The sequence below is a fragment of the Thiocapsa rosea genome, assembly GCF_003634315.1.
GTDB lineage: Bacteria > Pseudomonadota > Gammaproteobacteria > Chromatiales > Chromatiaceae > Thiocapsa > Thiocapsa rosea.
The window spans coordinates 1,983,568-1,994,811 of record NZ_RBXL01000001.1 but is presented as its reverse complement, the minus strand read 5'-3'; the positions used below and the strand labels follow the sequence as shown (position 1 = coordinate 1,994,811).

Genomic DNA, 11,244 nt, shown 5'->3' with positions numbered 1-11,244 from the left:
TAAAAACATGCGCTTCAAGTGACATACGACATCGTGTCTCAATACCCGACAAACATCTGCGTCTGATCGAGCCTTATCCTCCGGGGCGACACAGCGGCATCATAGTGCCCGGATCGATGCGTCCGCGGTCAGGCGACGTCGACTGATCTCGTCGTGATAGGCATGCGTGACCTCGGCAACATCGCCGACGGCACGGGTCACGCCTTCTTCGATCCAAACGGCCCGATCGCAGAGCTCGCGGATGGTCCCCGGCATGTGAGACACGAGGATGATGGTCTTATCGGACCGGATCCGCTCGTGCATCGCCTGTGTCGATTTCACTTTGAACTCCTCATCACCCACGCCGAGCGTTTCGTCGATCAACAGGATGTCGGGTTCAACCTGATAGGCGACCGAGAATCCCAACCGTGCCCGCATCCCGGAGGAATAGGTCCCCAAGGGTTGATCGATGAAGTCGCCGAGCTCCGAGAAGTCGACGATCGCCTCCATTTTCGCTTCGACCTCGGAGCGCCTGAGGCCAAGTAGGATGCCGCTGAGAATCGCGTTTTCACGCCCCGTCAGATAGGGAACGAAGCCGGTTTGCAGCGACAGCAGCGCAACACTGTAGCCGTGGTTGATGAATGTGCCCCGGTCGTGCTTGATGATGCCGGCGATGAGTCTCAGGAGTGTACTTTTGCCGGCGGCGTTGCGCCCGATCACGCCAAGCGTCTCGCCCGGATAGACCTCGAAGCAGATATCCTTCAAGACCCAAAAGCGATGACGAGGCCCGATGCGCAAGCCGCCCTTGCGAAAGGCCAAGCCAACCCCGTCCAAGGACAGCAATGGTGACGCATTGACTGGATGCATACTCAAGTCACCACTCGCGGATAATCACGATCCAGGCGCCGAATCCATGCGATGGCGAAGGCGCCGGCCATGAGTGAAAAGAAGGCAATGAGTGCCAGACGACCCCAATGAGGCCAAGTATCGTGCAGAAGGATGCTGCGATAGTCCTGAATCAGGCTGGCCATCGGATTTAAATAGAACCACGCATGATACTCTTCGGGGATATCCTTCACGGAGAAAAAGACTCCGGAAAGAAAGAACTGCAGGTGCAGGAGGTTCTCGATCAGAAACCGAAGATCCGGGAGATAAGGCACGGCCGCCGCCAACAGAAATGCCAGGCAGCAGATCAACAGCAACTGAACCGCCAGTACGATCGGCAAGGCCAGATACGCCGTCCCGATGGCGTAACCTGAAAGCCAAAGAAAGAGCAGAAGCAAGGTGAAAACGACGACGAATTTGGAGAGATCCGTCAGCAAGGTCACGGTCGGAAAGACCAGCTTCGGCACATGCACCTGATTCATGAGACCTTTGCCCGTCATAATGGCATTTCCGGCGTGCGAGACCGTCTGCTTATACCAATTCCAGACCACCAGCCCGATCAACAGAAACGCAACGAAGCCCTCTCCGTCACGCTGAAACAGGAGACCGAACACCACATAGAACACCAACATCGAGAGGATGGGATCGATCACCCACCACAGATAATTGATGTAGGTCTTGGCCGCCTCCGCGCGAAGATCGGCATAGGTCTTGTAGACAACGAGGTCGATGATACGCGGATCGATAAAGCGCTGCATTCCGATGAGTACTCCATTGAATAGCCTGACGCGCGGGCTCTTCTCCGCCCCGCGTCCAGCGCTCGATCAGGTCACGAAGACGCGATCCGGCGGCACTGCCGAGATTGGGGCGGTGCTCGTAGCGCCGGCCACTGCGATGACTTTACGCTGTAGGGTGGACAAGCGTAGAGCAGTCCACCAGCGCCGGCGCGGGGTTCGGTGGACTTCGCTCTCGCTCGTCCACCCTACCGGCCAGTCTTATGAACGACGCCGAGATTGTCGACCGGGACCGCCTTCATAGCCCCGGCTAGTGGCTGGCGACTCGTGCGTAGCCAGGGCTAAGAACCCTGATGCTGTCAGGCCAGGATGGCCTGACTACGCAGTCAGACACCCATGTGATCGGAATCATGATCAAGGCCGGCGACAGAATACGCCTGCGGCAGTTTATTTCCCCGTATCCGAGAACAAGAACCAGGTTCCCGTCAGCGCCGTCCAGCTCGATGGCCGCGGGCCGAATCCGAAGGTGATATCGGCGGCACCGCCGTTGTGGCTATTGCGAAAATAGAAGGTCCCGCTCGCCCGATTATAAAGCCCGACCGTGGTGCGGCCGTCGCCGTTCCAGTCCCCTGCGAGCGGGGTCCAAGTCGAGGACGGCGGCCCGAAACCGAAGGTGAGATCCGCCGCCCCGCCCGCGTGCGCATTGCGAAGATGGAAGGTGCCGGTGCGCGGATTATACAGGCCCACCGTCGTGCGGCCATCGCCGTTCCAGTCCCCTGCGAGCGGGACCCACGTCGATACCTGCGGCCCGAAGCGGAACGTCAGATCCGCCGCCCCGCCGGCGAGCGCGTTGCGAAGGAAAAAGGTACCCGTGACCGCATTGTAAAGCCCGACCGTTGTTCGGCCGTCACCGTTCCAGTCTCCCGCGAGCGGCGTCCATGTCGACGACCGCGGCCCGAATCCGAAGACGACGTCGGAAGAGCCGCCGGCATGCATATTGCGCAAGTGAAAGCTGCCGGCGGCCCGATTGTACAATCCCACGGTGGTTCGACCGTCGCCGTCCCAATCCCCTGCCAGTGGGATCCAGGCAGAGGACTGCGGCCCGAATCCGAAGGCGATGTCCGCCGCCCCTCCGCTATGCGCCCCGCGCAGATAGAAGGCACCGGCGGCAGGACTGTAGAGCCCGGCGAAGGTCGCACCGGCCAATCGATTGAAGGACGCACCGACACTGCGGGCCGTCGACATCGTCAGCCGACACGTCGCTGCGCTGCCCGCGCAGGAACCGCTCCATCCACCGAATGCGTAACCCGGGTCGGGTGCCGCCGTCAGCAAGACCTCGCTGTCGCTGCCGAAGTCCGCGCTGCACCGCGTACCGCAGTCGATCCCGTTCGGCGCGCTGATCACCCGACCGCCGCCGGTCTTGGTGACCTCAAGGCGCACCGGCGCGGGCGCGACGACAGGGGGCAGTACGACATTGTCCAGCCAGGCAGCATCCAGACCGCCAGAGACGGATCCATCCTTCTCGTAGGACCAGGTCAAGGTGTGCGTCCCGGCCGGCAGCTGATGATTCACCGAGCGCCAGCAGCTCGCGCTCCAGTTCGCGCAGCCGGACAGGCGGCCGACCAAGACGCCGTCGACAAAAAAACTCACCCCATCACGGTCGGCCTCGCTGGAGACCGTCCAGTCGAAGGACACGCGGCCCTGCGTAAACGCACGGGTCACCTCGATGCTGCTGCGGCCGCCGTGAGCGACGGGGCCTGAGCGAAGACTGACGTGCCCCTCCGCCACGGGATAGGTGGCCAGTGTCCAATCCGCATCGGAATCCGGCGAGCCCGTCCATCCGTCCGGCCAAACACCACCGGGCGGGAAGACCTCGGTGGATCCGTAGGGGTCGACAAAGGTTGCGGTCGCCGTGCGATCCCCGTCCATCGTGAGCCGGCAGGATCCCGTGCCCGCGCACGCCCCGGACCAGCCGGAGAAGGTAAAGCCGACTCCCGCCGTTGCCGTGAGGTCGACGACGCTGCCGCGCTCGAAGGCCGCGCCGCAGGCCGCTCCGCAATCGATCCCGGCAGGAAGGCTCGAGACGCGGCCCAAGCCCAGCCGATTGACGCTGAGGGATGGCTCCCGATCCGTCGAAAAGGCCGTGAACAGCAACCGATTCGCAGAGCCGCTACCCGGGTCCCCGACCCTCCCTGCCGTCGCATTCTCGAGCAGCCGGGTCGCGACCGTTGCCGGTGTCGCACCGGGGTCTGTCTGCAGATAGTGCGCTGCGGCACCGGCCACATGCGGGGCTGCCATCGATGTCCCGTTCAAGGTCCGCGTGGCGGAGTCCGACCCGATGTATGCGGAGAGGATGGCCGACCCGGGGGCGAAGAGGTCCAGGCAGGCACCCCAGTTCGAGAAGCTCGATCGGAGATCCAGATTCGTCGTCGAGCCGACCGTAATCGCGTCCGGCGCCGAGGCGGGCGAGCGAAAGCACGCATCGCCGTTATCGTTTCCCGCCGCCACGACGACGGTGATCCCGGCATCGACGGCGTGGGCCACCGCCAGGTTGACCGACGCCGTGTTGGGCCCGACCACACTTAGATTGGCGACTGCGGGACGCTGCGCATGCGCGATCATCCACTCGATGCCCGAGATGATTCCCGAGGCCGAGCCTCCTCCGCCACAATCCAGCACCTTCACGGCGACGAGGCCGACCTGTTTCGCGACGCCGTAGGTCGCCCCTCCCAGGGTTGCGGCGACGTGGGTGCCGTGACCTTCGCAATCCGTATCGATGCCGTCGCCGACCACATTGATGCCCCAGACGGCACGCCCGGCGAACTCCGCGTGCGAGACGCGTATCCCGCTGTCGAGCACGTAGGCGGTCACGCTCTCGGCGCCGTTGGAATAGCGATAGGTGTTGTCCAGCGGAAGATCGCGCTGATCGATGCGATCCAACCCCCAAACAACGGGACTCTGAACAGAGGCGGCGAAGAATCGGGTGTCCTGCTCGACGAGCGCGACCCGGGGATCCTTGGCCAAGGCAGCGGCGGCCTGTGCGCTCATCCGTACCGACATGCCCTGCAAGGCATGACTCCAACGCGACTCCACCGCCGCACCATAGCCTTGCGCCAGCGATCGACCGATACGCTCGACCTCGTTCGCCAAGCGACCGCGCGCCCTTGCCGATGCGCTGAACGCGGCGTCCTCGAACACGACGATGTAGTGCCCGGGGATCGCATCGTGACCCGGACGCGCCGCCGTCTGCGAGGCCTGCTCGAGCACCGGCGAACTCCTCGTCGGCGCGTCCTGCGCAGCCCAGAGGGTGCCCGGCAAGGTGCCGACGGCGAGCAGCACGGCCATTAGAACGGATCGATTCACTGCGTCACCTGCTCCAACACCTCGAGAAAGGCTCGCCGTTCTTCGCCCAGCGAGTGTGTGTTCGCAACCGTCCTTGCACGGCTTAAGATGCGGTGGCGATCGGCGGACGACAACGTCATGGCCTTCTGAACGGCACCGAGCAGCGCATCTACAGTGTAGTTCGGCATCAGACAGGTCTCGTCCGGCACGCAAAAACCCCGGTTGCCCACGCAGTCCGGACAGATCGTCAGGGTCTCGAGCGCGAATCCTTCCAGGGCCGGCAGATAGAACCCCTCGGTGCGGTGCGGCAGCAAGACCGCGAGGCGCGCACGGGCGAGCATCTCAAGAAACAGCGACCGCGCAACCGGCTCGGTCAGCACCTGCACCCTCATCTCCGGCCTTGTGCGCCCCAGCCGATCGGCGATCTCGACGGCCAGGGTCGGCTGCTTGATCCCGACGACGAGGAGGTCCACCGTGCGGTGATCCTGCGGCACGGGCGGGGGCAGCTCGGCGCTCTCCAGGCCGTTGGGGATGGTGATCAGAGGGCCATTGACCCTGCCGGTCCTACGCAGGGCCTCGCTCACCGACACGCTGACGCAGATCCGAACCGCGGGGTGCTCAAGGTAACGGTACAGCGGCTGTGCGGGGTCGGCATGGCGGACATGCTGAATCAGATTGATCACGGGTTTCGGGGGAGAGCGGCGCTCGGCGGGGTCGAGCACTTCCCAATCCAGGCCGGCCAGAAACAGCACATCGGCATCGTCCGTCCGCCAGCTCGGCAACGCTTGGCCGCGCAGTGTCGACCAAGGATTGGTGGCGTCCCACGAGGTCTCGTCCGAGAAGACGATCCGCGCCCGGTGCCGCGGCGAGGAGCGAACATGCTCGAAATAGTGCCACACCTTGAGGTGCCCGCCGGTGAAGCGGCGAAAATCTCGATGGAAGAGGACGGTCTTGGGCATGAGGATACGCCGGGTTCACCGGTTTTTGGGTCATATGAGGCGATTTCCGGAGAATTTTATCCCCGACCAGAGTGACCTCGTGGCCTCGAACGACGCTCCCCGGCCAACTGTGGGTCGGACTTGAGTCCGACCCGGCGGTATCGCCATCGTGATGCGTCCTTGTCGGGCTGAAGCCCGACCCACAATGGGTATATGGTTTTCCGGAAATCGGCTAAACCGCGCCGGCTCCAGCGGTTCTGAAATCCGCCTGGGCCGATCCCATCCAAAAACATCGCATACCGTACTGGGCGCGGTTTAGGTCCAGTGGTCAAACATCCAGCCAGGCCGTCAGGTCTTGATCGAGCGCACGCGCGAGCGCCTGGATGCGCGCCTCATAGAGACCGCGCAGCACCGGCAAGAGCGACGGGCGAAGCGGATGCCCGGGGCCTTGGAAGACGGCGTTGCGGCAGCCGTTGCGCCGCAGGGTTTCGACATCGAGCGCCGGGGCGCCGACGTGACTGAAGCACCGCTGCAGGAGGGATTCGGGTTCGGATTGGATCTGCTCGAAGCGCAGCACCAAGAGTTGCTCCATGGGAAACACCGAGCCCCAGTTGCGCAGGCAAGCCCCGTAATCGCCGCGGCTCAGTGACCCGGCCGATCGAAAATGGTCGATGAACCAGTGATCGCTGGCCTCCTCGAGGGTCATCTCGGCGCGCCCCAAGGCCATCAAGGCCCCCGACCAGGCGCGCTCGATCGGGTTGCGAATCAGGTAGACGAGGCGAAGATGCGGCAGATGTTGCCGGATCACGCGAATCGTCTCCACCGGCAGCAGCGCATAGGCCGGGGTGATCTCGCCGGCCTTTGTCCCAACCGTCTCAAAGGATGCGAGATAGGCCGCAACGCCCGCGGCGTCGTGCGGGTTGTTCCAGAAATGCAGCTCTTTGCCCCGGGGAAAGGCGAGCCCCGGATGGGCCTTGAGCTGCTCGTAGAGCCACGTGGTCCCGGCCTTTTGGGCACCGATACCCAAAAAGCTCAGCATCTGCGGGGCGCCCGGCGGATCGGCATCGCGGCAGGGTCTTCAGGGTGTCGTCGTGAAGGCATCCAGCACGACCGTATCGACCTGCGCCGTCTCGGACGGCCAATAGGGCTGCTCGGCCTCCGCGAGACGGGTGCGGGTATAGCCGCGCAGAATGGAGGCCTCCAGCTCGGGCTGCACCTCGTCGAACGTCTTCATCCGCGCCGGGCGAGACGCGAGCCGGTGGATCAGGTGATACCCGAAGCGGCTCTCCACGACCCCGCTGATCTCCCCGTCCGACAGTGCCTTCAACGCCTCGGCAAAGGCCGGGTCCAGTGCGTCCGCGGTGACCCAGTCCGGGAGTTCGCCGCCGGCAGCGGCGCTGGAATCCTGCGAATGGGCACTGGCCAGCTCGGCGAAGTCGTCACCGGCGGCGAGACGAGCCTGCAGAGATTCAATCAGCGTGCGCTGAGGCTCGCGCTCGGCCTCGCAGGTGACTTTCAGGAGGATGTGTGAAACGCGAAACTCCTCGGGCGCTTGAAAATCAGCGGGGCGGGTCGCGTACTGCTCGCGCGCGAGCGCGGACGCATCCGGCGTCTCGAGTTGCGACTCGACATGGTCACGCAGTGCCAAGATCATGAGGTCGCGGCGGGCCTTGTAGAGGCGAGCCTCGACTGCGGGGCTGCGATCCAAATCCAGGGCCTCCGCCTCGGCGAGCATGCGTTTGTCGCGGTAGATGCGGCGCACCAAGGTGGTGAGCCTTGCTTGGTCCGCGAGCAGGGTCGCCTGCTCCGCTGGCGTGAGCACGCTGAGCTCACGCTCCAGATCAAGCGTAGTCACATCGATACCCCGATCGCTGAGCAGGATCGCGCCAACCCCGGGGGCGTCCTCGGCCCACGCTGGACCCATGACCACCAAGACGGCCACACAGAGGACGAGGCGCGTGACGCGCACGACGTTGAAGCGGGCAAAACCGGAAACAATACGAAGGGCCATAAAGCGACAACCATCATCGTCGGATTCGCCGACGCAAGGGCCTTACTCTCGGGGGCAAGGGATCCGCTGCGGAGCCGCACACGCCTCTGCAGACGAATCGGACGCGCCTCGAGACTGGATCCCGCGCAACGCTCGACAGTCAAAACCAAAAAAGGCCCGCACGGAGCGGGCCTTTAAACCGATGACCCCGGCCGGATCCTTAGCGGATCCGGCTTGGATCGAGGTCGGAAAACCCCTCCTGCGACTTAGTCCAGTTCAGGACGCGTGTAGGAATGCGGATACGCGACCGAGTCGCCGACACCCGGCAGGGTCCGGTTGACGATCGCGAAGCCGGTCACGGGGAGGGCGTCGTTTTCGAACGTCAGGCGCATCCAACCGTTCGGGCCGGGCAGATCGGCCACGTTGTACATCATCTCGGAGCCGAGAACCATCGATGTGTCGCCGGTCGCACCGAAGGAGATCACGTTCACCTCCTCGCAGATTGCAGGCCCATCAAGCGGCTGCGGGGTCGGAGACGGCGAGAAGACCGGGTCTTCGCTCGGCGGGGGCGGCGGGGGAGTGAACTCCTCACGATCCCAGATCGTCCAGCTGACCGGGTCGCAGGAAGCCCCCGGGATTGTTTCGCTAAAGTCTTCCGTAAAGGGCGCAAGACCGGCAGGCAGACCTGTTCTCTCTGCGAAACGGCCCGCATAGACGACGGTCGGGTCATTGTCGACATAGTAGCGCTTGGTCGGGAAGGTCACGACCCAGTCGGTCGCGGTATTCCAGGTGCTGCCGGTGCTGTCGAGACGTGTCCAGAGGTTGGCCAAGGTGTCACGCAGCATCGCGAAGCTCACCGCATCGGCCCCGGTCGCGTCCGTGGGGTCGATAACCTGGATGCCGTCGATGTCGACATAGGAACCGACGGTGTTGGCCGAAGACAGCGACGGCTGATGGTAGGAGTCGGCGAACGCAACCTCGGGGAACCCTGGTCTCGGACCCGGCGGTACCTGCAGGGTCATCATCGGGCTGACCGGCTGCAGCGTAGGATCGTAGAAATTGGCCAGGGTCGTCATCTCCCCGCCGGCGGTCACCACGCCAATGCCGCCGTTCACGAGCGACCAGACACCCTTGAGCGGGCTAGCCGTGTAGTTCGGAAAGCCATTCACTCCTCGAATGTCGGCGAGGCTGCCGCCGGTGAAATCCGCATTCCCGGGGCCGAAAGCCGTCCTGATTCGCGCACAGTTGCGAGGCACACCATTGATGTGCACGGCATCGGCCGCGAGAATCGACGTCGCGGGATCACCCGAGCCCATCATGAGGAACTCGACGTAGCCTTCCTTCAGGCGATTGACATCGGTCGGTCCGCCGTCTTCAGCATCGACACCCCCGGTAGCCGCGGTGTCGGTGTAGGCGATCACACCGTTGGACAGCGGCGCACCCGTCGCCGGGATTGCCGGCACGGTGCAGCTGTTGTCGCCGGTCATGAGCACCGGACCCGCAGCGCCGTCGGTCACATAACCCGTCCAGACATCCTCGGGGGAGAGGACGATGTTGAAGTCCAGGATGTCGCGCGAGTTATATGCCTCGTGGAACCGCACCTTGACCACGACCGACTCAGCGCTGGTGTTGGTGATGTTGAACAGGGTGTTGTAGCCGTCGCGGACCGTGTAGTAAGGCACGATCAACGCCTCGCCGAGTCCGTCCGTGGTCAGGTGCACGGCACTTGCCGTGGGCGCCATCGCCGCACCACCCATCAGCGCGCCGATCGCCAGCGCGAGCTTTGTCGTCTTCTGCCGTGTCATCTATGCATCTCCTGCAATGTTGTAAAAAAAACCGCGGCCACCAAAGAACTGAAACGTGATTGGAGGTTTGTTGGAACGGAAGGACGCGACGACGGTCTATTAGCCTCGGTCACCGGGCACGTACCACCAGTCGCCGTCGGCGAGGATCCAGGACTCGCGTACGAATGTCGAAGCCTCCAGGGTCTGCCCGCTCTCCACCTGATGATAGCTGAAGTGGATAGTGATTCCAACGCGGGCGGCGTCTTCGGACAATGGCTCGATCGGCCCGACATCCACCCTCTCCCAAAGCACTTGCCGCCCGAACCTGGAGGAAAACTGCTGCGGCGTGTAGAGCGCACGGTAGGCTGGCGACGCATAGAGATACGCCGCATTGAAATCACCTCGAATGAGTGCGTCCCAGCGTTCCGCCGCGCGTGCTTCGAGCGAGGACAAGACCTGCTCGGGTTCCTGCGACTGCCGCGCCTTCTCCTCGCAACCCGCCACCGCGAGAAGCAGGAGTATCATCGCGCCGAATCTGATCAAACCCTTCACACGCATCCCTCGATCCATCCCCAATCACCAAAGCAGCGCTTGGTTTCTCGCTGCCACCCGAAATCTAGTCGCCAACCTGCACCTTGTCAACAACGCCGTGCGATTTATGCGGCATCAGTCACATTAAGGCAACATGATCGGCATTCTTACATCTTGCGTTGCTAAAGCGCAACAGCGGCGAGAACGCATCGTGACGTTCACCGGCGATCCGCTCGACCAGCACCTGTGCGCCGGACTGAATCCCGGGATCTGCGGATGGCGAGTGGGTATGCGACCCGAACCGGGTTAAACTGCGCCACGGCCGTTGCCGATGTGGTGCGGCGCCTCCCTCGACCTGTTCGCGACTTATGGTACTGATCCCCGCTTACAATGAATCCGCGACCCTCGGCGCCATCGTCGAGCAGGTGCGGGCGCTCTCGGATCATCCGGTTGCCGTCATCGACGACTGCAGCACGGACTCGACGGCGGCCGTCGCCCGGGCGGCGGGCGCCATTGTCCTGCCGCTGAGCCTGCAGCTCGGGGCTTGGGGCGCGATCCAGACGGGGTTGCGATTTGCGTTGCGTGAAGGGTGTCGCATGGCGGTTACGCTCGACGCGGACGGGCAGCATGAACCCGAATACATGCAGGATCTGCTGAAACCCATCTTGGCGGATGAGGCGGACGTCGTGATCGGCGCCTATCCGGAGCGTGCCAGCCCTGCCCGACGATTGGCCTGGAGGTATTTTCGCGTGCTCACCGGCTTCGGCCTCGAGGATATCACCTCCGGTTTTCGGGCTTACAATCATGCGGCGATGTCGATCCTGGCCTCGCCCGAGGCGAGTCTTTTGGATTATCAGGATGTCGGCGTGCTCCTGATTCTGCGGCGCCGGGGGCTGCGGATCCTCGAGGTCCCGGTCCCGATGCGCCCCCGCACACAAGGGATCTCGCGGATCTTCAACTCTTGGTGGAAGGTGTCGGGCTATATGGCCCAAACCAGCCTCCTGTGTGTCGCGCGGGTCGGGCGAGGGCGACGTCCGAGCCCGACAGGCCGCCGTTAGGGC

9 protein-coding genes are annotated in these 11,244 nt (G+C 63.7%); 1 reads left to right on the top strand and 8 read right to left on the bottom strand.

Going from position 1 to position 11,244, the window contains the following annotated elements:
- Nucleotides 1–99 precede the first annotated feature (99 nt).
- The 8 genes from BDD21_RS09045 to BDD21_RS09005 form a co-directional block, all read right to left on the bottom strand.
- Nucleotides 100–846 (bottom strand): ABC transporter ATP-binding protein, encoded by a 747-nt coding sequence (locus BDD21_RS09045; protein ID WP_120796890.1) that lies wholly within the window; start codon nucleotides 844–846, stop codon nucleotides 100–102.
- Between the two features lie 2 nt (nucleotides 847–848).
- On the bottom strand, nucleotides 849–1,622 hold the full coding sequence (locus BDD21_RS09040) for an ABC transporter permease (protein WP_120796889.1): 774 nt from the start codon (nucleotides 1,620–1,622) through the stop codon (nucleotides 849–851).
- A 423-nt stretch (nucleotides 1,623–2,045) separates the two neighbouring features.
- Nucleotides 2,046–4,961 (bottom strand): S8 family serine peptidase, encoded by a 2,916-nt coding sequence (locus BDD21_RS09030; RefSeq protein WP_147431022.1) that lies wholly within the window; start codon nucleotides 4,959–4,961, stop codon nucleotides 2,046–2,048.
- The gene (locus tag BDD21_RS09025) at nucleotides 4,958–5,899 is read right to left on the bottom strand and encodes a glycosyltransferase family protein (protein WP_120796886.1); all 942 of its coding nucleotides are present in this window, start codon (nucleotides 5,897–5,899) and stop codon (nucleotides 4,958–4,960) included. The genes BDD21_RS09030 and BDD21_RS09025 overlap by 4 nt, the downstream gene beginning before the upstream one ends.
- A 307-nt stretch (nucleotides 5,900–6,206) precedes the next feature.
- Entirely contained in the window at nucleotides 6,207–6,917 is a 711-nt protein-coding gene (locus BDD21_RS09020; RefSeq protein ID WP_120796885.1) for a sulfotransferase, read from the bottom strand.
- A gap of 39 nt (nucleotides 6,918–6,956) precedes the next feature.
- Nucleotides 6,957–7,889 carry a peptidylprolyl isomerase gene (locus BDD21_RS09015; protein ID WP_120796884.1) on the bottom strand — a complete coding sequence of 311 codons (933 nt, stop codon included), beginning with the start codon at nucleotides 7,887–7,889 and terminating at the stop codon, nucleotides 6,957–6,959.
- Between the two features lie 245 nt (nucleotides 7,890–8,134).
- A complete protein-coding gene (locus BDD21_RS09010) occupies nucleotides 8,135–9,673 on the bottom strand; it encodes a hypothetical protein (protein WP_120796883.1) in 1,539 nt (512 codons plus the stop codon).
- A gap of 99 nt (nucleotides 9,674–9,772) precedes the next feature.
- Nucleotides 9,773–10,177, bottom strand: a complete 405-nt coding sequence (locus BDD21_RS09005; RefSeq protein ID WP_147431020.1) for a hypothetical protein — start codon at nucleotides 10,175–10,177, stop codon at nucleotides 9,773–9,775.
- Nucleotides 10,178–10,551: 374 nt separating this feature from the next.
- Between BDD21_RS09005 and BDD21_RS09000 the strand changes: the two genes are divergently transcribed.
- On the top strand, nucleotides 10,552–11,241 hold the full coding sequence (locus tag BDD21_RS09000; protein WP_120796881.1) for a glycosyltransferase family 2 protein: 690 nt from the start codon (nucleotides 10,552–10,554) through the stop codon (nucleotides 11,239–11,241).
- The last annotated feature ends 3 nt before the right edge of the window (nucleotides 11,242–11,244 follow it).

Bases quoted from the DNA above. Each gene is read 5' to 3' on its own strand.
- BDD21_RS09045 (WP_120796890.1), bottom strand. From the start codon at position 846: ATGCATCCAGTCAATGCGTCACCATTGCTGTCCTTGGACGGGGTTGGC.
- BDD21_RS09040 (WP_120796889.1), bottom strand. From the start codon at position 1,622: ATGCAGCGCTTTATCGATCCGCGTATCATCGACCTCGTTGTCTACAAG.
- BDD21_RS09025 (WP_120796886.1), bottom strand. From the start codon at position 5,899: ATGCCCAAGACCGTCCTCTTCCATCGAGATTTTCGCCGCTTCACCGGC.
- BDD21_RS09020 (WP_120796885.1), bottom strand. From the start codon at position 6,917: ATGCTGAGCTTTTTGGGTATCGGTGCCCAAAAGGCCGGGACCACGTGG.
- BDD21_RS09015 (WP_120796884.1), bottom strand. From the start codon at position 7,889: ATGGCCCTTCGTATTGTTTCCGGTTTTGCCCGCTTCAACGTCGTGCGC.
- BDD21_RS09010 (WP_120796883.1), bottom strand. From the start codon at position 9,673: ATGACACGGCAGAAGACGACAAAGCTCGCGCTGGCGATCGGCGCGCTG.
- BDD21_RS09005 (WP_147431020.1), bottom strand. From the start codon at position 10,177: ATGATACTCCTGCTTCTCGCGGTGGCGGGTTGCGAGGAGAAGGCGCGG.
- BDD21_RS09000 (WP_120796881.1), top strand. From the start codon at position 10,552: ATGGTACTGATCCCCGCTTACAATGAATCCGCGACCCTCGGCGCCATC.